Source organism: Amycolatopsis echigonensis (assembly GCF_014174495.1).
GTDB classification, from domain to species: domain Bacteria; phylum Actinomycetota; class Actinomycetes; order Mycobacteriales; family Pseudonocardiaceae; genus Amycolatopsis; species Amycolatopsis echigonensis.
In genome coordinates this window covers 71563-92691 of the sequence record NZ_JACJHR010000033.1, presented here as the reverse complement: position 1 = coordinate 92691, position 21129 = coordinate 71563, and the positions used below count along the sequence as shown (strand labels likewise).

Below are 21129 nucleotides of genomic sequence, written 5' to 3'. Positions count from 1 at the left end.
ATCCATGGACATCACTGGCGCATCCGCTGTCGTCACCGGCGGCGCGAGCGGGCTCGGCCTCGCCACCGCCCGCGAACTGGCTGACGCAGGCGCACAGGTCGTGCTGCTGGACTTGCCGACCAGCGACGGCGAACAGGTCGCCGCCGCGTTCGGCGGATCGGCGGTGTTCGCCGCGGCCGACGTCACCGACGAGGTCGCGGTGTCGGCCGCGTTCGACGCCGCGGAAGCTCTCGGCCCCGTCCGCGTGGTCGTGAACTGCGCTGGCATCGGCACCCCGGCGCGGGTGCTGACCAAAGAGGGCAAGGCCGCGCCGCTGGCCGCTTACCGGAAGATCGTCGACGTCAACTTGGTCGGCTCGTTCAACGTCCTGCGGCTCGGCGCGGAACGCATGCTGCACGCGGACCCGGAAGGCGAGGAACGCGGAGTCGTCGTCAACACCGCGAGCGTCGCGGCATTCGACGGCCAGGTCGGGCAAGCCGCCTACTCGTCCAGCAAGGGCGGGATCGCGGGGATGACCCTGCCGGTCGCCCGGGACCTGGCGCAGCACCGGATCCGGGTCGTCACCGTCGCACCCGGCCTTTTCGACACCCCGCTGATGGCCACCCTTCCCGAGGAAGCACGGGTCTCGCTCGGCGCCCAGGTGCCGCATCCCAGCCGGCTGGGCGATCCCCGGGAATACGCTTCGCTGGTCCGGCACATCGTCGCCAACCCGATGCTGAACGGCGAGGTCATCCGGCTCGACGGCGCGATCCGGATGGCCCCGCGCTGATCCCTCCGGCACCGCCCGCTCCCGGCAATTCAAGGAAGAATCCACAGGAGTACCGATGTATCCCGGAACTTACGCGGAAACCGATCCGGACAGAGCAGCTGTCATCATGGCCGGCAGCGGGGAACGGCTCACTTTCGGCGAGCTGGAACGGAATTCTCGCCGGCTCGCACACCGGCTGCGGGCCGAGGGCTTTCGACGCGGAGACGTAATCGCGCTGTTGTCCGGAAACGATCCGCGCGTCTTCGAAGTGTACTGGGCCGCCCAGCGTTCCGGGCTGTACGTCACGGCGATCAACAAATTCGCCAGTCCTGACGAACTTCGCTACATCCTGGAAGACAGTGGCGCCCAGGCCCTTTTCCTCGGGCCGGGCACGGCCGACGCCGCGACCGGGCTCGTCGCCCGCGACACGGTCCGCTACGCGGTGGCGTTCGGCAGTCCGCCGAACGGCGAGGACGGCTGGCTCGACTACGCCGCCGAAATCGCGTCGGCGCCCGGCACGCCGCTCGCCGACCAGCCGCGCGGCGGCGACATGCTCTACTCGTCGGGCACGACCGGCCGGCCGAAGGGAATCCGGCCTCCGCTGCCCGATCGGCAGGTCGGCGAACCGGGCGACAGCATGGTCGCGGTGTTCGGCGACCGGATCGGGCTGGACGCCGAAACGGTGTTCCTGTCCCCCGCGCCGCTGTACCATGCCGCGCCGCTGCGGCTGTGCGCCACTGTGCAAGCACTCGGCGGCACCGTCGTCGTGATGGAGAAGTTCGACGCGCAAGCGGCGCTGGCCGCGATCGAAAAATATCGCGTGACCCACAGCCAATGGGTGCCGACGATGTTCGTGCGGTTGCTCAAGCTCCCGTTCGAGGTCTGTCGTCGTTACGACCTCTCGAGCATGAAGATCGCCGTGCACGCCGCCGCGCCCTGCCCGCCGGAGGCCAAGCAGCAGATGCTCGAGTGGTGGGGCCCGATCCTGCACGAGTACTACTCGTCGACCGAAGTCGCCGGAATGACCTGGATCAGTCCGGACGAATGGGCCGCCCACCCCGGGTCGGTTGGCCGGCCGATCCTCGGCATCCTCCGCATCTGCGACGAGGAAGGTCACGAAGTCCCGACGGGAACCGTCGGAACGGTGTACTTCGAACGCGACGAATGCCCCTTCGAATACCACAACGATCCGGAGAAAACCCGCACCGCCCAGCACCCCCAGCACGCGAACTGGACCACTGTCGGCGATCTCGGCTACGTCGACGACGCGGGCTTCCTCCATCTCACCGACCGCAAGGCGTTCATGATCATCTCCGGCGGGGTCAACATCTACCCGCAGGAGATCGAGGACGCCCTCACCATGCACCCGGCAGTCGCGGACGTCGCTGTCGTCGGCGTGCCCGACCCGGAGATGGGCGAGCAAGTGAAGGCGGTCGTCCAGCTCGCAGAAGGAAAGGCCGGGAGCCCGGAGCTCGAGGCGGAACTCATCGCACACGTCCGTTCCCGGCTCGCCGCGTTCAAAACCCCGCGGACCGTCGACTTCGTCGACAGCCTGCCCCGCACCCCCACCGGAAAACTCGTCAAGGGCCCGCTCCGGGACCGCTACCGGGCCGCTGCCCGCTGACCCCTCGTCGGAGGACGACCACCATGACCACCCTCCAGGGCCGCACCCTGCTCATGTCCGGCGGGAGCCGCGGAATCGGCCTCGCGATCGCGGTGCGCGCCGCGCGCGACGGGGCCAACGTCGTGATCCTCGCCAAAACCGACCAGCCGCACCCTCGCCTCCCCGGCACCGTGCACACCGCGGTCGCCGACATCGAACACGCCGGCGGGCAGGCGGTGGCAGTGGTCGGGGACGTACGGCGGGACGAGGACGCCGAGCGCGCCGTCCGGACCGCGGTGGATCGCTTCGGCGGCATCGACATCGTCGTCAACAACGCCAGCGCGCTGGACCTGCGCAGCACCGCGGACATCACGATGAAGAGCTACGATCTCATGCAGAGCATCAACGCCCGCGGGACGTTTCTGCTCAGCAAGCTCGCCATCCCACATCTGGCCAAGAGCGACCGCGCGCACATCCTCACCCTTTCCCCGCCGCTGGACCTTCGTCCGCAATGGGCAGGCAGCTACCTGGCCTACACGATGGCCAAGTACGGGATGAGCCTGGTGACCCTCGGACTCGCCGAGGAGCTGCGCGAGCAACGCATCGCCGCCAACTCGCTCTGGCCGCGCACCACGATCGCCACCGCCGCAGTAGCGAACCTGCTCGGCGGAGAGCACGGCGTTTCCCGAGCCCGCACCCCTGAGATCGTCGCCGACGCCGCGCACGCGATCCTCGTCCGAGACAGCACCGATTGCACCGGAAACTTCTTCATCGACGAGGACGTCCTCCGCGAAGAAGGCGTCACCGACCTCGCTCGCTACCGCGCCGGCGAAAGCGGCCAGCCACTCGACGCCGACCTCTTCCTCGACCCGATCGGAGACGGCCAATGAGCCTCGTGTCGTACACCTGCCGCGACGGCGCCGCCTGGATCCGCTTGACCGACAGCAGCCGGGGCAACCCGCTCAGCCAGGCCATTGTGGACGAACTGGCCACCGCGGTCCGGCAAGCCCGGCACGACGACGCCCGGGTCGTCGTCCTCGCCGCGGAAGGTCGCGCCTTCAGCGTCGGCGGCGACGTGTCCGCATTCGCGAGCGCCGACGACGTCGAACAGGCCATTGACGACCTGGCGGAAGCCCTGCATCGCACGATCAGCGAACTGCACCGGATGGACGCCGTGGTCGTCTCGGTCGTGCACGGCGCCGCCGCCGGCGCCGGCCTGGCACTCGCGGCGGCCGCCGACCTGGTCCTCGCCGGAGCGTCAGCCCGATTCACCCTGGCCTACACCAAACTCGGCTTCACTCCCGACGGCGGGACCTCGCTGCTCACAGCTTCGCTCGGGCTCCACCGCGCGCTGCACCTCGCACTCCTGAATCCGGTGCTGACCGCGGAGCAAGCCCACGCCTTCGGGCTGGTCGCCCAGGTCCACCCGGACGACGAACTCGCGGCGGCGGCGGAACAGGTCGTCCGACAACTCGCTGCGGGCTCGAGGGCGGCACAGGTCGCAACCAAGCGACTGCTCCGGGAGGCGGCTGCTCCAGCGGCCGAAACGCTGCTGCGCCGGGAAACTCTGTCGATCCGCGCACGGGCGGCTTCCCCGGACGGCCGTGAAGGCGTGGCTGCGTTCGCGGAGAAGCGCACGCCCGAATTTCCCTCGAACTAGCCGGGCTAGGACACGCTGCGTTGCTGCCGCTCGACGCCACCGCAAGACGGCGGCCCTCAGGCACATCCGTGTCCCGCAGGAAATTCGCGCCCGCTCACTTCCGGCCCGCGCGCGAGGTCGTAAAGCCTGGAATGGCCGAGCGGGGGTGCTCGCAGTCGAGATGCCACTTGGGGTGCGCGCCGGGCAGGCAAGCGGCGTGTCGTCGGATTCGCGGGCCGCCCGAGAGCGATCGCCCGACCGGATCAGATCGATGCTCGCGCCTCGCGTCTCATGCGATCGTGCTGTGCGTTCGCCTGCGAGGCTAGGATCAGCAAGCACGTTGCGTCAACCAGAATCATCCTTCGGCACCGCGGAATTCTTCCCGTCGCGCGACCGGTGCCAGATGACGCGCGTGATCGCCGAGCGCGGGCTTCCAGGCCGAGCGTGCGACGGCGGCCGAGTCCAGGCGCTAGTCCACGCAGGTGCCGTACTGTTGTTCCCTACCAATACGCAACTCGTGCGCACCGCCTTCGCTCGCACGAGCGGGCAGGCCCCGACAGCCTCCGGTTCAATGGCCTGAGCGAAGAGCAGGCCCGGACGATTCCTGCTCGGACCGAACCAGCTCCTGCCCCGGTTCCTGTTTCCGGGCCGCCCGGATCCGGTCGAGCGCGCCGCCCGCCGCCGCCTCCGTCACTCCGCCGAAAGAATCGTTACGACACAAGCGTTCCCGTCCATGCCCGCGGCTCCCCCGCCCATCGTCTCGACCAGCCCCACTCGGTGCCGGGCCACCTGCCGGTCACCGGCGTCCCCGCGCAACTGCCACGCGATCTCGGCCAGTTGCGCCATTCCGGTCGCACCGAGCGGGTGGCCGCGCGAGAGCAGGCCGCCGCTCGGGTTGACCGGCTGCGCTCCGTTCCGCGCCGTGTGGCCGGACGGCGCGAGTTCCGCGCCCTTTCCCCGCGGTGCGAGGCCGAGCGCCTCCAGCGTGACGATCTCGCCGATGGTGAACGCGTCGTGCACTTCGAGCACATCGACTTCCTCCGGCGAGCGGCCCGCTTGCGCGAACGCCTGTTCCGCGGCCCGCGCCACGCTGGCGAACCCCCATACGTCGGGGCTCCGGTGGTCCCACAGCGCGCCCGAGACCATCGCACTCGCCTCGACCCGCAGGTCGCGGGGGTTCCCGCGCGCACCGCCGACAATCGCCGCCCCGGCGCCGTCAGAGGTCGGGCAGCACTGCAGGAACGTCAGAGGTTCGGCGATCATCCGCGATTCCAGCACCTCGGCGACGGTCGGCGCCGAGGACCGCAGCTGCGCGCGCGGATTGTCCATCCCGTTGGCCTTGTTCTTCACCGCGATCGCCGCCAGCTGCTCCGGCGTCACACCGAACTCCGCGACGTAACGCTGCGCCTGCAGGGCATAGAGCCCGGGCAACGGCAGCGATGCCGCGCCCTCCGGGTCGCTCGCCTCGGGCACGATCGCACCGGAGAACAGCGTGGACATCTGGTCCACCCCGAGGACGAGCACGCACCCGAACCGCCCGGCCCGGACCGCTTCGACGGCTTCGTGGTACGCGCTTGTCCCGCTGGCACACGCGTTCTCGACGGTCCACATCGGAATTCCAGGCAGCCCGATTCCGCGCTGCACACGCGTGGCGACGCCGGGCGGGCCGAATACGGAGCCGACCACGATCGCCTCGATCTGGCCCGGCCTGACCTCCGCGTCCCGTACCGCCTCGGCGATCGCGTCCCAGGCCAGGCTTTCCACCCGCCGGTCGGGGAACCGGCCGTAGTCCGAAGTGCCCACGCCCCACAGCATCGGCTGGTTCACGAGCGCACCTCCTGCGCGGCCACCAGGTCGCCGCCGTCAGTCCCGGTGATCCGCGCTCGCGTACCCGGCGGCACCGCGGCCAGCTCCGCGAGGTGGACGAGCACCCGCGGCCCGTCGTCGAGATCGAGGTAAGCCAGGCCGAACGGGGCCCGGCGAACACCGACTGGAATCGCGACGACGGTGGCGGACCACACGGCGCCCGTCGGCGCGAAGCGCTCGGGTGTCACTTCCCCCTGGCACACCGGGCACCACGGGATCTCGTGCTGCGCCGAGGGGTACCGGCAAGCAGCGCACCGCACGCCCAGGACCGCGGTACCGTCGAACACCGGCCTCGGGTCGGCGACGGGCAACCCTCCGGCCGCCGCCCCGGACCGCCGTTTCGTCGGCCGTCCCACGCCCAGGTCCGTCATCAGTGGTCTCCCTCCAGAGTCAGGGAGAAGTCGCCCGCTTCAATGTGGAGATAGGCCCCTACCGACGTCTCCACCAGCTCGCGGATGAACCGGACCTGGCTGCCCGTCGGGGAGAAGTCCCGGTCCCGCCGCGGGGTGGCACGCATGACGTCGATATCGTTCTCCGGGACCAGCAGCCGCAGGATCAGCTCGTCGTCGCTGATCGACCGGCCGAACCGCTCGCGCAGCTCGGGCAGGCTCGGCTGCGGCGGTTCCCAGTTCTCGTAGCTCGCCGCCTTCGGCGAGCTCATGATGGTGTCGAGCACGTTCTCGTCGATCGGGGCGACGGGCTTGCCGTAGAAACCGTGCGCGTAGATCATCACCTCGTCCGGGACGACCGAATACCGGGACCCGGTCACTACGTTCAGCACCGCCTGGGTGCCGACGAGCTGGGAAAACGGTGTCGCCATCACGGGGTAGCCGAGTTCTTCGCGCACTCGGGACATCTCGTCGAGCACTTCCTCGAAGCGCTCCGCCATCCCGCGGTCCCGCAGCTGTGCCTTGAACGTGCCCGCCATGCCGCCCGGCAGCTGGTGCCGGTACTGGAAAAGCGAGTACTCCGCAGGTTGCCCGACCGGAAGATCCTCGTACTCGGCGACCCGCAGCAGATGCTCTTCCACCGGACCGAACCGCGACTCGTCGAGGTCCACGTCGAACCCGGCGTAGCGCAGGTTGGCGACCGTGTTCTCGGTGGAGGGCAAGGACACTCCCGCCGCGAGCGGCCTGCTCGCGGTGTGCACCCGGTCGGCCCCGGCGAGCAGGCCCTCGAGGTAGTTCAGCGGGGCGAGCGCGTTGTTGCTGTGAAAGTGGATTTCGACGGGCAGCTCACCGGCCGCGCCCTTGATCGCCGCGACCAAGGTCCGCGTGCGTTGTGGCGTGAGCAACCCGGCCGCGTCCTCGAGTTCGATGCCGTCGGCCCCGAGCGCGACGAGTTCTCGCGTGCGCGCCGCGTAGTACTCGTCCGTGTGGTACGGGCTGTCGGCGTAGAGGATGCACGGAAGTGCCTGCGCCCCTTCGGCTTGCACCGTCTTGACGAGCCTGCCGATCTTGTCGGTGTTGAACAGCCCGTCGTAAATCCAGAAGCTGCCGATGCCGTGCGCACACAGCCGTTGCACCCACAGGTCCATCACGCTGTCCGCCGTCAGGCCGAACGTGACGATGCCGTTGCTGCGGGTGCCCGCGCGCACGGTCGTCCGCGGCATGGCTTTCGACAGCGAGATGAGCTGCTCCCACGGGTCCTCTTTGCAGTGCCGCACCAGGACTTCGAAGATCGAGCTGCCCACGAGATCGATGGTGTGGAACCCGGTGCGGTCGAGCTCGGCGGCCATGGGCAGGCCCATGTCCTTGCGCAGCCGCATCCCCCACCAGCTTTGCGGACCGTCCCGCAGGGTCTGGTCCACGATCTCGATCCGGCGACGGGTTCCATCGGCGCCCCGCGGGGCGCAGTCCAAGTAGCTCATGCGCTCTTCTCCAGGTAGTCGGGCAGACCGCGTGTGGCGATCCAGTCGGTGGTGACGGTCGCGGCCCGGAAGTCGGGGTGGTCGAGTGCGGCGCGGGCGAACTCCGCCGTCGTCGGGACGCCGGTGACCCGCAGGGCGCCGAGCGCGGCCACCATCCGGTCCGCCGCCGCGTCCCGGTCCGGGCCGTGCGCGATGATCTTGGCCAGCAGCGAGTCGTAGAACGGCGTGACCACATACCCGGTTTCGCAGTGGCTGTCGACGCGGATGCCTTCTCCGTCCGGGGCGCGCCACTCGGCGACGGTGCCCGGGCGGGGGAGGAATCCGCGGGCCGGGTCCTCGGTGGTGATGCGGACCTCGATGGCGTGCCCGACGAGCCGGATGTCGTCCTGGGCGAGTTTCAGGCGCTCTCCGGCCGCGACGCGGATCTGCTCGGCGACCAGGTCCACCCCGGTCACCAGCTCGGTGACCGGGTGCTCGACCTGGATGCGGGCGTTGAACTCGAGGAAGGCGTAGTCGCGGGTGTCGGCGTCGTAGATGAACTCGACGGTGCCGGCGCTGTCCAGGCCGAGCGCCTCGGCGAAGCGGACGCCGCTGCCGCGGATGTCCTGTCGGATCTCCTCCGGCAGGTTCGGCGCCGGTGCTTCCTCGACCACCTTCTGATGGCGGCGCTGCAGCGTGCAGTCGCGCTCGCCGAGGTGCAGCACACTCCCGTGCTTGTCGCCGAGCACCTGGACCTCGATGTGGCGCGCGTTGCGGATGAACCGTTCGACATAGAGCCGGCCGTCGCCGAAGGCCGATTGCGCCTCGGCTTTCGCCGACGGCCACCGGTCTCGCAGTTCCGCCTCGGTCTCGATCACCGACATGCCCCGCCCGCCGCCGCCGGCCGCGGCCTTGAGCAGCACCGGGTACCCGAGTTCGCCCGCGGCGCGGACAGCGTCCGCCGCGGACTCCAGGACCGGCGAACCGGACAGCACCGGGATTCCCGCCGAGCGGGCCAGCTCCCTGGCTCGCGCCTTGTCGCCCGCCTGCGCGACCGCTTCCGGCCGAGGGCCGATGAACGTCAGCCCCTGCGCGACGCAAGCCGCCGCGAACTCGGGATTCTCGGAGAGAAACCCGTATCCGGGATGGACCGCGTCACAACCCGCGCCCACCGCCGCGCTGAGGACCGCGTCGGTCTTCAGGTAGCTCTCCGTCGCCGGGCCGGGCCCGACGCACACCGCGCGGTCGGCGAGCCGCGCGGCCATCCCGCCGCGGTCCACAGTGGACGTCGCGACCACCGATCCGATCCCGAGCTTCCGGCACGCGCGCACGACCCGGACCGCGATCTCGCCCCGGTTCGCGATCAGGACCCGGCGCACGCTAGTCATCGTCCGGCCTGATCACGAAGAGCAGCTGGTCGTACTCGACCAGTCCGGCGTTCTCGGCGCAGACTTCGACCACGACGCCGGATCGCGGGGCGACGACCGGGTTCATGAGCTTCATGACTTCGACGATCGCCAGCTGCTGGTTCGCCGTCACCGGTTGCCCTGGCTCGACGAACGGCGGCTCGCCCGGGCTCGGGGCGACCCAGAACGCGCCCACCGCGGGCGAACGGACCTCGACGCAGCCTGTCCGGTCCACCGGTTCCGGCACCGCCGACGCAGGAGAAGGCACGGGATCAGGTGCCGGCTCGGCGTCCGCCGAAGCCGCGGCGGATGCGGATGCCTCGGCGGGCGGCGGGGCGGGCCGGGCCGGCGCGGCCGGTGGCCCTTCCTTGCCCGCGGTGATCCGCATGTCGTCGAGTTCGAGCGTCATGGCGGTCCACCCGGACTCCTGGAACGACCGCAGGATCTCCCGGACTTCCCGGTGAGTGACGCGCTCGGAAATGGTCATGAAACGCTCCTCTGCTGGGCAATCGCGGCGAGCAGCACCGGCAGGCGATGCGGCGTCACGATCTCCTCGACGCCCGCGTCCAGCGCCGCGCGCACACCTTCCGGGGTGCAGAACACCGCGCCGCACACGGTTTTCGTGCCGGACGGGATTTCCGGGACGTCCCCGGCCGCCACGCTGTCGGCGTCGAACACCGCACCGGCGGCGGTGGTGCTCGCGGTCAGCGTCGTCGCTCGCTGCGCCCATTGCGTGAGCCGTCGCAGGTCCTCGTCCTCGCTCTCGTCGACGGCCTGCGTCGGCAGTTCGCCGGCATAGACGACACCGCAGGTCGCGTCCACCGTGACGGTGCGGCCGACAAGCGCATCCACTGTTCCCGCGCCGCAGCCGACGACGCACGGCGTGTCGAGCGCCCGGCTGACCACGGCGGCATGCGACGTCGCCCCGCCCTGCTCGGTCACGACGGCCGCGGCCGCGATCATGCCGTGCACGTCGTCCGGACTGGTCGATTTCCGCACCAGCACGCAACCCGGGTTCGCCTGCGCCGCTTCAGGCGTGTCCACGACGACGCCCGTGGCCACGCCCGGGCTCGCACCGACGCCCCGTGCCACCGCCTCGGCCGTCTCGGCCGCGCCGGGTGCGATTTCCGGCCGGAGCAGGGTCCGCACCTGCTCGGCGGTCACCCGTCGCACGGCCTCTTCCGGTTCGAGTACGCCCTCGTCGACCAGCTCGACCGCGATCCGCACTGCCGCGCGGGCGGTGCGCTTGGCCGGACGTGCCTGCAGCAGGAACAATTCGCCGTTCTGCACGGTGAACTCGATGTCCTGCGCGTCCCTTCCCTCGCGGTCGAGGCATTCCGCCGCGGCGAGCAGTTCCGCGTGCACCCGCGGCCAGCGCTCCGCCAGATACGCCAAGGGTTTCGGGGTGACCCGGCCGGACACGACGTCCTCCCCCTGGCCGCGCGGCAGGTACTCGCCATACGGTTCCCGCGCGCCGTCGACCGGGCTGCGAGTGAACAGCACCCCGGTACCCGAATCGTCGTCGAGGTTGCCGAACACCATCGCCTGGACCGTGACCGCGGTGCCGAGATCCTCCGGGATGCCGTAGTGCTTCCGATACGCGACCGCGCGGCGGGACCGGCTCGACCGGAACACCGCGGCGACGGCGGCGTGCAACTGCTCCCACGGGTCCACCGGCACCGGCTCGCCGATGTCGTCCGCAATAGCCGCGCGCACCGCGCCCGTGTCGGGCAGATCCTCGAGTTCTTCGGTGCAGCCCAGCACCAGCCGGCCGTAGAAGCCGGTGAACCGCCGGTGCACCTCAGCGGCGAACGCGGGGTCACCGGTCTCGGCGGCGAGCGCCGCTTCGACCGTGTCGTTGCACCCGAGGTCGAGGATGGTGTCCATCATCCCGGGCATGCTGACCGCGGCCCCGGACCGCACCGACACCAGCAGCGGACGTTCGCCCCCGCCGAACGTCCGGCCGAGTTCCCTTTCCAGCAAACGGATCCCGGTGGTCAGCTCGTCGGCGAGGCCGTCGGGCAGCCCGTCACCGGCGAAGTACGCCGCGCACGCCTCGGTGGTCACCACGAACGCGGGCGGCACCCGCAGCCCCAGCGAGCGCATCCGCCACAGGCTCCACGCTTTGCCGCCGACCAGGTCGCGGCTCGGCTCCGGCATGCCCGCCCGCGGGACGACCAGCCAGCGCAATCCCGTCGTCGCGGTCATTCCGGCCGCTCCCGTCCGGTCAGCCGCAGGAGGTGCTCGTGCAGCTGGAACCACACCGTGTGCACCGAATCCACGCGGACTCCGCTGACGTAGTCGGTCTCGCCGCCCTCGGCCCGGGTCAGCGCCGTGCCGATCCGGTCGAGGAAACGCTCTACCAAGGGGTCCGCCGCGCTGAGCGGCCGCAGGACCTTGGCCGTCTTCTCGTGCACCCGGCCCAGCTTGCCGACGATCTTGGCGTCGTAGCCGGCGTCCCCGTGGTCGTTGGGCACCCGGTCGCCGTCGACCTCCACCGTCTGCCAGTCCGTGGTGAGGCTCAGGATCTGCTTGTTCACCCCGGTTTCGAAGGCGTCCATCGCCTCGGTCACCGCGTCGTCCGCCCGCAGCGCGGCGAACGCCGACGGGTACACGCCGTCCAGGAACGCTCGCCCGGCCGGCGTGATCATGAAGCTCCCGCGTGCGGCGAGCACCGCCCCTTCGGAGACGGCTTTCTCGAGCGCGGCTTCGACGTCCGCGACCGCGAGGCCGTTGATGTCGGCGAGCTGTTCGGCTGTGCCGAGCTGACGCAGGGTCAGCGTGTGCACGGCCAGCTCGTATGTGTCCAACATGGACAGTCCTTTCAGGATCGTGCCGTCATCCGGTCGCGCACCTCGCGGCGCAGCGACTTGCCGACGGGGCTGGTGGGCAGCTCAGGCCAGATCTCGACCGTGCGGGGCCGTTTGAAGCCGGCGAGGCGGTCCGCGCAGAACGCGACGAGCTCATCGGACCCGACGGCGGACCGGGTGACGACCGCGGCGGCCACGCGCTCGCCCCACTTCTCGTCCGGCAGGCCGACGACCGCGGCCGCGGCGACCGCGGGATGGGCGAGCAGCGCGTCCTCGACCTCGCGGGGGTAGACGTTGAACCCGCCGCTGATGATCACGTCGTGCCGCCGGTCGAGCAGGTGCAGGTAGCCCTCGTCGTCCCAGCGCCCGATGTCGCCGGTGTGCAGCCAGCCGTCCGCCTCGATCGTCGCGGCGGTGGCCTCCGGGCGACGCCAGTACCGGCTCATCGTGTGCGGTCCCCTGGTCAGCACTTCGCCCACCTCACCGGGGCCGAGCACCTTTCCGTCGGTGTCGCGCACCTGCACCTCGACGAAGGTGTAAGGCTTTCCCGCGGCGGTCAGGCGTTCCGGGGTGTGCTCCCACGGCTGCAGGCACGTGATCGCCAGCGGCGCTTCGGCCTGACCGTAGAGCTGCGCGAAGACCGGCCCGAGGAGCTGGATGCCGCGGCTGAGCACCGTGGTGGCGATCGGCGCGCCGCCGTAGCAGATGCGTTCCAGCGCGAGGTCGGCGTTCGCCGTCGCCGGATCCTCCAGCAGCATCGCGATCATGGTCGGCACCATGAACGTCGCAGTGGCCCGGTATTCGCACGCGGCTTCGAGGAACGCGGCGGGCGAGAACTTCGGCAGCACTACGTTGGCCGCGCCCTTCACCAGATGCGGCAGGAAGAAGGCGCCGCTGCCGTGCGTGATCGGCGCCGCGTGCAGCATGACCGACCCCGGGTGCAGGTTCGGCAGCAGGTCCACCAGGAAGTTCGCCACCTCGGCCAGCTCGCTCGCGGTGGTCAGCACGACGGCCTTGGGCTTCCCGGTGGTCCCGCCGGTGTAGGCCAGCCGCAGCGGCTCGTCCGGCTCGCGGCGCACGTCGCAGGGTTCGGCCGGAGCCGACTCGATCAGGCCAGGCAGTTCTTCCGCGGTGATCGCGATTTCCGTCGGCGCGGGCGCTTCCCCGGCGTGGATCAGCGCCCTGGCTTGGGAATCCTCGATCTTGAACGCCAGCTCGCGCGCGGTTTCCCTGGCATTGAGCGGAACCCGCACGAGCCCGGACTTGGCCAGCGCGTAGTACGCGACCACACCGTCGATGCCGTTGGGCAGCAGCACCGCCACCCGGTCCCCCGGCTCCAGTCCGCGCGCGAGCAGCGCGTTGCCGAGGCGATCGGTCAACTCGTCGAATTCGGCGAAGCTCACGACGCGCTCGCCGTCGATCAACGCCGGCGCGTCGCCGTACTGGCGGCCCGCCCGGCGGATCAGGTCACCGATCTGCATCGCCGGCTCCGTGCAGGTCCGCCCGGCGCAGGCTCGAGCCACGGCCTTCGAGAGTGCGCGATCCCCGCTGTGCCAGGCGGTACAGCTCGTCGGCTTCCGGCGACCCGTGGTGCCATTTGACCCATTCCTCATCGCGGTACCGATGCGCGCCGTCCAAGACGGCCGGGGTGAAGCCGCGGGCCCGGCGGTTGTACTCGTCGAGGTCGATCCGGCCCGCCGTGGTCGTCCACAGCCCGTTCTTCGCGGGCAGGCTGCTGGATCCCGACAGGCGGTCGCCCGCGGTGGGCGCGAAGTCGTCGTCGGTGAGCACCGAGTACGGGATCCCGGTGAGCATGTTCTGGTTCAGCCCGGAATAGCGGGCCATGCCGTACTCGTTGGTCTTCTGGTGCGGGAATCCCAGCAGCCCTACCATTTCGCCCAGGTTGTCCCGGCCGTATTCGTCGTTCATCAGCGGCTTGAACCGCTGCACGCGGTCGTCCAGGGACAGCCAGTCCTCCTGGCGGTAGGTGCCGGCCAGATGCGCGAAGTCCTTGGCCACCGAGGAATACACGAGCGCGCCGGCGTCGATCATCTGCTCGCGGGTCCAGGTGGCGATCCGCTTCCACAGATCCGCGGTGGCCTCGTTGAGGATCTCGCGGTACTGCTCCATGGTTTCGGCGAGCGTCTCGGCGCTGTCCATGCCGACCGGCACGTACCCGTCGGACAAAGCGTCCGATGTGTACAGTCCGACCGCCGCGATGTTCGCCACGTCGTAGCTCGGCTCGGCTTCGAACGACGCCCAGTCGTCCATGAGGTGGAAGTTGGTGTCGGAGAAGACGATCGGGATCGTCAGGTTGGCGAACGGCAGCCGGGTCGCGATGCCGTCCAGCCACGGATAGTCGCCCTCGGTCAGCTCGAAGAAGTCGCGCACGATCAGCTGCCGGTTCTCGCCGAAGTTGTACGGGCCGCTGTTGTGCAGCCCGATCCGGCATTCGCAGTGGGCCAGGAACGCGTACTGCGACAGCTGCGCGACGAGCTTGGTGGCCGCGGTGTGCAGCCGGTCGCCGGGTCGCACGCCGTGCAGATCCGCTTCGAACACCTGCAGCGTCCGCTCGGGCAGGAATTGGCTGCGGTCGCCGAACTCCTTGTTGGTGGCGTGCCCGTCGTTGCGGTGGTACGCCAGGTTGAACCGGCGCGAGAAGTCGAGTACGTCCACCACGTCCTCGACCGCGTCGCCCGCGCGCAGCAGCCCCCAGTTCATCAGCATTTCCCGGCCGATGAGATAGAAGGCGGGCATCCCCCACGCCGCGTTGACAGTGTCCACTTTGAGGCTGACCTCGCGGGCGCGGTCGCCGAGCTCCTCCGCCGGGGTCGCCGCGTCGATCTCGCGCAGCAGCGTCGGCAGGCGGTAGAACGAGTTCAGGTAGCTCAGCAGCATGTACGGATTCATCGGGAACAGCTTCGACTCCTGCACGGTGCGCGTGATGCACAGCCAGTACGTGGTGTCGGAGAGGTTCCGCAGGTAGCTGTTGGTCTCCAGCAGGGACCGGTAGTTCAGCTCGGTCATCGTTCAGCCCTCGTTCCCGATCAGCCAGATCCGGGCGTGCCCGGTGTCGCCGGTTTCGTACGCGTCGGCCGCGGGCGGCGCCGCGGTCACCTCGATCTCGACGACGTCGCCGTCGGAGAGGGTGTCGATCTTGCAGTTCATCAATGTGGGCACGTCGTACTCCCGCGCGAGGATCCCCAGGTGGGAGCGCACCGTTCCGCCCAGGCAGACGACCCCGGCGAAACCTTCGATGATCGGCGCGGTGAGCGTGCCGCCGGAGTCGTCGATGACGGCGATGGTGCCCTCGGGGATCCCGTCGGCGAGATAGCCCATGACCTGTTCGATCTTGGAGATCAGCGCGACGGGGCCGGTGACCGACTCGGCCTTGCGGATCACGTTGTCCCCGACGCCGACCTGCCTGCGGCCGTCCGCGGCGCCTTCCGCGGCGAACGACTTGGCGGCGCGTTCGGGCCGCTTGTATTTGTCCGGTTCGGACTCCAGCGACACCGTCGCCGAGAAGTCGAACCGATAGCCGTCGTCGAGCGCTTCCTGCTCCACCGCTTGGGCGTCGGAACGGGAGAACAGGTCGAACTGCCGCTCGAACACCACGTCCTTCCATCGCGCGCCGGTCGCGGCGAACCGCCGCGCGGCCAGCTCCCGCACGGCGGCGTTGAAGCGGCCGGGCAGCGGCAGGATTTCGGCCGACCCCCATTTGGGAGGATTCACCGTGGATTCGGACATCGCCACCTCGCTGTGGTTCGTTGCCTTTCGCTGAAATCCAAAGCTAGGTATGCTGGCCGATGTGACACAGTCCACGTTGGTGGACAGTCCGGCGTCGACGATGACGGCCACGTCCCCGCAGAGCCGGGCTCGTTCGCCCAGACGAGCATCCCTGGCCAGGGATGACTACGAGCGCGCCTTCGACGTGCTCGAGCGGTGCGACATCGCACCTTCGGTGGTCGACTTCAAGGAGAGCGTCGTCGAGGCGCTGCAAGAACATTTCGCCCTCAAGCACGTGTCCTTTTTCGCCGGCGCGACGTTTCACAACGTATTCGGCGACGTCGCCCCGCTGACCGAGGGAAACACGTCGAAGATGCTGCCGGAGTACCAGGAGCGCTGGGCACGCCACGACGTGTTCGGCACCCCCGCGGCGACGCGGCAGCTGGTTTCCAGCGGGGTTTCTTCCCTGGCCGAACTCACGTCCCAGGCCGCGCTGCCCGCCTCGGCGGACGCGTACGTGCGGCATTTCCTCGTCGCCACCTGGCGGATGGAGACCGCGGCCGCGCTCCGCGTGGAGCTGCCGGACGGACATTTGGCGCTGATCGGGATGTTCGACCCGGCACCGGACAAGCTCGGGGCGCACGAACTGGCGACGCTTCGGCTGCTGAGCAGGCAGCTGTCGGTGATCTGCCGCAGCCTGCCGATGTCGCGCTCGCAGGCGGCGGTGAGCCGGCTGTCCGAGCGGCAGCGACAGGTCGTGCGGCTGGTGGCGGACGGGTTGTCGAACGCGCAGATCGCGGAAACCCTTTCGCTGGCCGAGGACAGTGTGAAGAAGTACGTGAGCCGGATCCTGGGTCTCACCGGCTGCCAGTCCCGGATGGAACTGGCGCTGCTCTCCCGCTCCTGCCGGACGTGACGAAGAAGGCCGCGGATCTTTCCGATCCGCGGCCTTCTTTTCCCGCTCCTGCTACAGGAACGAACTCTCCTTGGTCAGTCCGTACCGGGGATGTTCCCCGATGACCATCGATTCGAAAATGCCGTACCCGACAGCATCGCCTTCGCGGCACCGGATCACGCAGTCGCGCAGCTGGTGCACCTCCCGCGCCGTCTCGGGGTCGGACACGTCCGCGTACCGTTCACCATCCACATGGGACTCGCCGAGCCAGGTGCCGTGCCGGTGCCCCTTGAACCCGAAGTACAGGCCGGTCCCCAGGTGGAAACCGGTGTCGCTGGCCGCTTCGATCTCGACCGTGCGGGTCTCGCCCCAGCCGGCGTCGAAGGTCATCTTCCCGCCCAGCAGCCGCCGGTTCACCGGGTCGAACTTCAGCTCGTCCCGGACATGGTGCAACGGGGTCTGGGTACCGTCCGGTTCGTTGACGAACCCGGAGAAGTAGGTGGTCTCCCCGTCTACCCACTGGTGGTAATGGTGGATCTCGTAACCACTGCCGTCGGGCCGCTGCATCCACATCGGACTCCAGGTGAGCAGGAAGTCGCCGTCCAGCCGCTGCCTGCGGAACACGTCGGGAGCCGGCTCTCCGACGTCCATCCGCACGCCCCACGAATGGTCGCGGAAACCGAACCATTCGTCGTCGCGGACCTCGATCTGCTCGCCGTCGATCCAGATGTGCCCGCGCACGGTCGAAGACTGGTGGTAGCGCAGCAGATCCGAGCAGATCCGGAACCCGTCCGGCTCACGCTGGCCGTCCTTGGCCTCCAGGAACGGCGGCAGCACCCCGGTGACCGTGAGATCGAACCGGATCGGCAGCAAATGGTTCTCCCGCAGCACGAAACGCACCGCTTTCAGCGGCTCCAGCACCTCGTAGTCGAGCGGGCCCACCCCGACCCGGTCGGGCTCGCGATCCAGCCGCCTGCTCGCCCGGACGGTCAGCTGTTCTTTGCCGCGCGAGACCCCGGCGAACATGTCGATCACGTTGCGGTTGTGGTATTTCCCGATGCCGCAGTCGACCTGGAGCGAGCCGTCCCTCGCGAACAGCGACGCCCAGAGCTTCTCGGTCCACGAGATGTCGGCGTGCGCGATCGTCGCGAATGTCTCCGGAGTCTGATGACACAGCAGCTCGTCGGCCGGGACGATCTTCTGCATGGATTGGCGCACGACGCGCCTCCTTCCCAAGGACTAGCGGACGGGCGAGAACGAGCCCGGCATGTCGTTGGCCACCAACGCTGTTCCGAAGATCGCGGCGGCCTGGTCGTCGTCGTCGAAGGGGTCCGGGTACAGGGCGAGGGTGTCCGGCGACAGGGACCAGTCGATCTGGTCCGTCACCCCGGCCAGTGCCGCGAACGGGCGCAGGCCCGAGGTGTACATCGTGGTGGCGGCGAGGATCCGCTCGCGCCGGTCCATCGCGGCGAACCGCTGGTACAGCTTCATGTGGCTTTTGCTCAGTTCGGCTGCCACCTCCGGCCACGCCGTCGCGTCGAGCAACTCCCGCGTGCCGTCCGTCCGGTAGCCGAACACAGCGGCCTTGCGCACGGCGGTGAGCAGCTGGTCGGGTTCGGTGAACGTGGTGCCCCAGTCGTTGATCTCGAACTCCGTGAACGCCGAACGGTCGAACACGAGCGCCATCGTGAGCCCGGCGTACGGGGGTTCGAGGTCTTCTGCCCAGGGGTAGGCCCACGCGCTCGGGCCGAGCGACAGGTAATCGCGCACGATGGTCTGCTGATCGCCGGAGTACGGGTACGGCCCGGAATCGCAGATGCCGACGCGCGAATCGCAGAAGTACAGGAACGAATAGCCCGAAACGGTGGCGTTGAGCCGTTTGAGCGCCTTCGCGCCGGCCGGGTCGAGCGCGGTCGCGGCGTCGGTCAGCTCGGTGACGACCTCGCCGGGCAGGTAACGGTTGGTGAACCCCGCGTCCTTGTAGTCGAGCGTCCCGTCGCCGCGATGCGCGAGCGCGAGCCTGCGCCAGAAGTCCACGACCGCGCGGACCTCGTCGCGTCGTTCGTCCCGCCGGACCTTGCCCATGTTGATCAGGCACTCGCGGCCGCACAGGTAGTGGTAGCCGATCATCCAGATCCACAGCGGACTGACCTGGTTCGGGCCCGTGCGGAGCCGTCGCCCCAGCTCCTCCGCGGGCATCGCGGCGTCGATCGTCGCGACCCGGCGGGCGTAGCTGTGGAAGTCCTCGATCACCGAAAGCGACATGTAGGGCAGCATCGGGAACAGTTCGGAGGTGAAGCCCGAGCGGCGGGTCATCTCCGGCTTGAACGCGCGGCCCATGTGCTGCACCAGGTCGTCGAGCCGCTCGTCGGTGAGCTCCTCGGCGATCAGGGCGTCCAGCGCGGCCGGCGGGACGGTGAGGTCGAAGTCCTTCACCGCGATCTCGTCGCCGACCCGCCGGATGTAGTCCCACCACTGTTCGCGCACATCCGCGGAAGCGCTTTCCCGGACCACACCAGCACCGTCGTCGATGTCCAGGGTCACCCTCGTGCCGTCCGTCAGTTCCGTCAGGTCGGTCCCGACGAGGCAGGGCACCTCGAACTCGCGGGAGACGATCGCCAGGTGCGAGCGGAGCGTCCCGTCGCGGCAGATGATCCCGCCGAGCCTGCCGAGGATCGGGGACAGGAACGTGGTCCCGCCCGAAGCCACCAGCGCGACGGTGTCCTCCAGATCGCTGTCCAGCGACGCGATGACGTCCTCCGGCGAGCGGAAGTTGCGGATCGTCCCGGTCACCGGGGCGAAGGTGTAGGAAGGGGTTCCCTTGCCGATGATGCTCATGCCTGCCTGCCGATCGGACGGAAGCACCCGTCCCGGTCCTGGGGTACGAAGACCCCGCCAATGAGACTCAGCGCCAGCTCCGGGTCGCTGAACTTTCCATACGATGCCGCGATGCGCGGGCTGACGCTCCAGTCGATTTCGTCGTAGCAGCCGGCGAGCCGCGCCCACGCCTTGAGTTTCCACGCGTACATCTGGGTCGCGTAGAGGTTGCGCTCCCTGGGGTCGGTCTCGGCGAGGCGCTGGTACAGAGCGCGGTGTGCCTTGCGGATCGCCTTCGTGGCTTCCTCGACCTCGTCGGCGCCGAGCGGGCGCAGCTGCCCGCCGTCGGTGCAGAAGACGCGTGTTTCGAGGATGTCGGCCTGGTAGTCGCTCGGGGTGAACCACGCGGTCCCCCAGACATTGTTGTCCATCTTGACCGTGCCCGGAAGCCGGTAGGCGAGGACGAAATGGCGGTACGGCAGACTTTCCCGGATTCCGTCGACCCACGGGAAGTCTCCGTCACCGTCCAAACAGGTCTCCCGCAGCGCGAGGAACGTGCCGTCCTCCAACAGGTACGGGCCGGTGTCGCACACCGCGGTGCGCGCGTCGCAGTTCTCCAGGAAGGCGTATGCCGTCAGCCGCGCCCCGAACTTGCGGATACCCGCTTTGGTCGCGTCGTCGGCGGGCACGAGGTTGCCGCGGATTTCGGCCAGCAGCGCGTCGTCCACTACGTGTGAGCTGTCGGCGGGTTCGGCGTCCATGTTGAACAGCACTCCGTCGGTGCGCATGGCTATCGTGGCCTCGCGCCAGAAGCGCAGCACTTCCAGCTGGTCGTCCAGCCCGTCGGAAAGCGTGTTCTCGCCGAGGTCCACGAACAGCTCGCGCCCGGTCAGGTAGTGCAGTGGCATGGCGGCGAGATTGATGAAGCTGCGCTTGTTCCCGATAGGCAGTGCCTTGCGCACGAGTTCGGTCGCGCTCGCGTGCCTGGTGATGGCGCGGATGCGCTCCGGCACGCGGAGGTAATCCTCCATCATGGACATCAGGATGTAGGTGTTCATCCCGAACAGTTCCGACTCGAACACCGTGCGGGCCGACAGTTCGGACTTGTAGGCCGCGCCCGCCGTGCGCACGATCCAGTTCCATTCCTCGAGCGTGGGCTCGTAGGACGGGTCGGTGCAGATCGCCTCCACGTTGGCCGGAGTGCTCAGCTGCGCTGTCATGCGCTCACCGCCCCTGCCACGACGGCCACCTTCGCGGTCTCGGCGTCGGAGAGGTCGAGGACGACGGTGTCGCCGTCGGACACGGGCCTCGGCAGCTCGGCGGCCAGCACGCAAGGCACGTCGGACTCGCGGGAAAGGATCGCCAGGTGCGACTCCCGGCTGCCCGCGGTGCACACGATCGCCTTGAGATCGGGCAGGATCGGCGACAGGAAGGTCATCCCGCCCTTGCTGACGAACGCGATCGTGCCGGCCAGGTCGTCGTCGTCGATCGACAGCACGTCCGAGGTGTCGTTGAACCACCTCGCGGTGCCGCGAACCCGGCCGGCGGGGAAGAGATTCACTCCCGTGCCGACCTCGTTCAGCTCTCCGCTCATCGCTACTCCGTTCCGCCCCGACGCTGGGGAGTTCGGTTGTCTCGGACACGCGCGCCAGCGCAGAGCGGACGTTACGAGCGGGGTGAACTGCGCCACAGTGCACTTAGGGGGACATTGGTCCGCGGGCCGGCCCCGGCGGCGCTGAAGGACGAACAGCCCGGCGCGTTGAGGAACGC

The 21129-nt window shown here is 69.3% G+C and carries 19 protein-coding genes; 5 read left to right on the top strand and 14 right to left on the bottom strand.

Features of this window, described 5'->3' with window-relative positions; all coding sequences use genetic code 11:
* Positions 1 to 4: 4 nt before the first annotated feature.
* From H5411_RS23310 to H5411_RS23295, 4 genes are read left to right on the top strand one after another with little or no spacing between them, the layout of a single operon-like run.
* Positions 5 to 769 (top strand): SDR family NAD(P)-dependent oxidoreductase, encoded by a 765-nt coding sequence (locus H5411_RS23310; protein ID WP_101438742.1) that lies wholly within the window; start codon positions 5 to 7, stop codon positions 767 to 769.
* A gap of 55 nt (positions 770 to 824) precedes the next feature.
* Positions 825 to 2372 carry an acyl-CoA synthetase gene (locus tag H5411_RS23305; RefSeq protein ID WP_101438741.1) on the top strand — a complete coding sequence of 516 codons (1548 nt, stop codon included), beginning with the start codon at positions 825 to 827 and terminating at the stop codon, positions 2370 to 2372.
* A gap of 23 nt (positions 2373 to 2395) precedes the next feature.
* Positions 2396 to 3241, top strand: a complete 846-nt coding sequence (locus H5411_RS23300) for an SDR family oxidoreductase (protein ID WP_101438740.1) — start codon at positions 2396 to 2398, stop codon at positions 3239 to 3241.
* A complete protein-coding gene (locus tag H5411_RS23295) occupies positions 3238 to 4011 on the top strand; it encodes an enoyl-CoA hydratase-related protein (protein WP_101438739.1) in 774 nt (257 codons plus the stop codon). Before H5411_RS23300 ends, H5411_RS23295 begins: the two co-directional genes overlap by 4 nt.
* Positions 4012 to 4680: 669 nt before the next feature.
* On the opposite strand, the gene H5411_RS23290 is transcribed toward H5411_RS23295, so the two are convergent.
* Genes H5411_RS23290 through H5411_RS23245 form a run of 10 tightly spaced genes read right to left on the bottom strand, consistent with a single transcriptional unit; the run spans position 4681 to position 15668 of the window.
* Positions 4681 to 5817: a thiolase family protein gene (locus tag H5411_RS23290; protein ID WP_101438738.1), complete on the bottom strand. Its 1137-nt coding sequence runs from the start codon at positions 5815 to 5817 to the stop codon at positions 4681 to 4683.
* On the bottom strand, positions 5814 to 6227 hold the full coding sequence (locus tag H5411_RS23285) for an OB-fold domain-containing protein (protein WP_101438737.1): 414 nt from the start codon (positions 6225 to 6227) through the stop codon (positions 5814 to 5816). The genes H5411_RS23290 and H5411_RS23285 overlap by 4 nt, the downstream gene beginning before the upstream one ends.
* A complete protein-coding gene (locus H5411_RS23280; protein ID WP_101438736.1) occupies positions 6227 to 7726 on the bottom strand; it encodes a carboxyltransferase in 1500 nt (499 codons plus the stop codon). Before H5411_RS23280 ends, H5411_RS23285 begins: the two co-directional genes overlap by 1 nt.
* Positions 7723 to 9093 carry an acetyl-CoA carboxylase biotin carboxylase subunit gene (locus H5411_RS23275; protein ID WP_101438735.1) on the bottom strand — a complete coding sequence of 457 codons (1371 nt, stop codon included), beginning with the start codon at positions 9091 to 9093 and terminating at the stop codon, positions 7723 to 7725. The genes H5411_RS23280 and H5411_RS23275 overlap by 4 nt, the downstream gene beginning before the upstream one ends.
* Complete coding sequence (locus H5411_RS23270) at positions 9086 to 9598, bottom strand: acetyl-CoA carboxylase biotin carboxyl carrier protein (protein ID WP_101438734.1); 513 nt, start codon at positions 9596 to 9598, stop codon at positions 9086 to 9088. Before H5411_RS23270 ends, H5411_RS23275 begins: the two co-directional genes overlap by 8 nt.
* Positions 9595 to 11319, bottom strand: a complete 1725-nt coding sequence (locus H5411_RS23265; protein ID WP_101438733.1) for a pyruvate, phosphate dikinase — start codon at positions 11317 to 11319, stop codon at positions 9595 to 9597. Before H5411_RS23265 ends, H5411_RS23270 begins: the two co-directional genes overlap by 4 nt.
* A complete protein-coding gene (locus H5411_RS23260) occupies positions 11316 to 11924 on the bottom strand; it encodes a hypothetical protein (RefSeq protein ID WP_101438732.1) in 609 nt (202 codons plus the stop codon). The genes H5411_RS23265 and H5411_RS23260 overlap by 4 nt, the downstream gene beginning before the upstream one ends.
* Positions 11925 to 11935: 11 nt before the next feature.
* Positions 11936 to 13402 (bottom strand): class I adenylate-forming enzyme family protein, encoded by a 1467-nt coding sequence (locus H5411_RS23255; RefSeq protein ID WP_101438731.1) that lies wholly within the window; start codon positions 13400 to 13402, stop codon positions 11936 to 11938.
* Complete coding sequence (locus tag H5411_RS23250) at positions 13389 to 14948, bottom strand: hypothetical protein (protein WP_101438730.1); 1560 nt, start codon at positions 14946 to 14948, stop codon at positions 13389 to 13391. Before H5411_RS23250 ends, H5411_RS23255 begins: the two co-directional genes overlap by 14 nt.
* A 3-nt stretch (positions 14949 to 14951) precedes the next feature.
* Positions 14952 to 15668: a PEP-utilizing enzyme gene (locus H5411_RS23245; protein ID WP_101441194.1), complete on the bottom strand. Its 717-nt coding sequence runs from the start codon at positions 15666 to 15668 to the stop codon at positions 14952 to 14954.
* Between the two features lie 61 nt (positions 15669 to 15729).
* Here H5411_RS23245 and H5411_RS48995 point away from each other — a divergent pair, with 61 nt between their 5' ends.
* The gene (locus H5411_RS48995) at positions 15730 to 16563 is read left to right on the top strand and encodes a helix-turn-helix transcriptional regulator (protein WP_208637467.1); all 834 of its coding nucleotides are present in this window, start codon (positions 15730 to 15732) and stop codon (positions 16561 to 16563) included.
* Positions 16564 to 16614: 51 nt separating this feature from the next.
* Here the strand turns inward: H5411_RS48995 and H5411_RS23235 are convergent, their stop codons facing one another.
* From H5411_RS23235 to H5411_RS23220, 4 genes are read right to left on the bottom strand one after another with little or no spacing between them, the layout of a single operon-like run.
* A complete protein-coding gene (locus H5411_RS23235; RefSeq protein ID WP_208637466.1) occupies positions 16615 to 17760 on the bottom strand; it encodes an Rv3169 family protein in 1146 nt (381 codons plus the stop codon).
* 21 nt (positions 17761 to 17781) lie between these two features.
* Complete coding sequence (locus tag H5411_RS23230; protein WP_101441193.1) at positions 17782 to 19380, bottom strand: PEP-utilizing enzyme; 1599 nt, start codon at positions 19378 to 19380, stop codon at positions 17782 to 17784.
* Positions 19377 to 20579, bottom strand: a complete 1203-nt coding sequence (locus H5411_RS23225) for a hypothetical protein (protein ID WP_101438727.1) — start codon at positions 20577 to 20579, stop codon at positions 19377 to 19379. The genes H5411_RS23230 and H5411_RS23225 overlap by 4 nt, the downstream gene beginning before the upstream one ends.
* On the bottom strand, positions 20576 to 20953 hold the full coding sequence (locus H5411_RS23220) for a PEP-utilizing enzyme (protein ID WP_101438726.1): 378 nt from the start codon (positions 20951 to 20953) through the stop codon (positions 20576 to 20578). Before H5411_RS23220 ends, H5411_RS23225 begins: the two co-directional genes overlap by 4 nt.
* Between the last annotated feature and the right edge of the window lie 176 nt (positions 20954 to 21129).

Coding starts and splice junctions, on each gene's coding strand:
- H5411_RS23310 (WP_101438742.1), top strand. CDS start 5: ATGGACATCACTGGCGCATCCGCTGTCGTCACCGGCGGCGCGAGCGGG.
- H5411_RS23305 (WP_101438741.1), top strand. CDS start 825: ATGTATCCCGGAACTTACGCGGAAACCGATCCGGACAGAGCAGCTGTC.
- H5411_RS23300 (WP_101438740.1), top strand. CDS start 2,396: ATGACCACCCTCCAGGGCCGCACCCTGCTCATGTCCGGCGGGAGCCGC.
- H5411_RS23295 (WP_101438739.1), top strand. CDS start 3,238: ATGAGCCTCGTGTCGTACACCTGCCGCGACGGCGCCGCCTGGATCCGC.
- H5411_RS23285 (WP_101438737.1), bottom strand. CDS start 6,227: ATGACGGACCTGGGCGTGGGACGGCCGACGAAACGGCGGTCCGGGGCG.
- H5411_RS23280 (WP_101438736.1), bottom strand. CDS start 7,726: ATGAGCTACTTGGACTGCGCCCCGCGGGGCGCCGATGGAACCCGTCGC.
- H5411_RS23275 (WP_101438735.1), bottom strand. CDS start 9,093: ATGACTAGCGTGCGCCGGGTCCTGATCGCGAACCGGGGCGAGATCGCG.
- H5411_RS23270 (WP_101438734.1), bottom strand. CDS start 9,598: ATGACCATTTCCGAGCGCGTCACTCACCGGGAAGTCCGGGAGATCCTG.
- H5411_RS23265 (WP_101438733.1), bottom strand. CDS start 11,319: ATGACCGCGACGACGGGATTGCGCTGGCTGGTCGTCCCGCGGGCGGGC.
- H5411_RS23260 (WP_101438732.1), bottom strand. CDS start 11,924: ATGTTGGACACATACGAGCTGGCCGTGCACACGCTGACCCTGCGTCAG.
- H5411_RS23255 (WP_101438731.1), bottom strand. CDS start 13,402: ATGCAGATCGGTGACCTGATCCGCCGGGCGGGCCGCCAGTACGGCGAC.
- H5411_RS23250 (WP_101438730.1), bottom strand. CDS start 14,948: ATGACCGAGCTGAACTACCGGTCCCTGCTGGAGACCAACAGCTACCTG.
- H5411_RS23245 (WP_101441194.1), bottom strand. CDS start 15,668: ATGTCCGAATCCACGGTGAATCCTCCCAAATGGGGGTCGGCCGAAATC.
- H5411_RS23230 (WP_101441193.1), bottom strand. CDS start 19,380: ATGAGCATCATCGGCAAGGGAACCCCTTCCTACACCTTCGCCCCGGTG.
- H5411_RS23225 (WP_101438727.1), bottom strand. CDS start 20,579: ATGACAGCGCAGCTGAGCACTCCGGCCAACGTGGAGGCGATCTGCACC.
- H5411_RS23220 (WP_101438726.1), bottom strand. CDS start 20,953: ATGAGCGGAGAGCTGAACGAGGTCGGCACGGGAGTGAATCTCTTCCCC.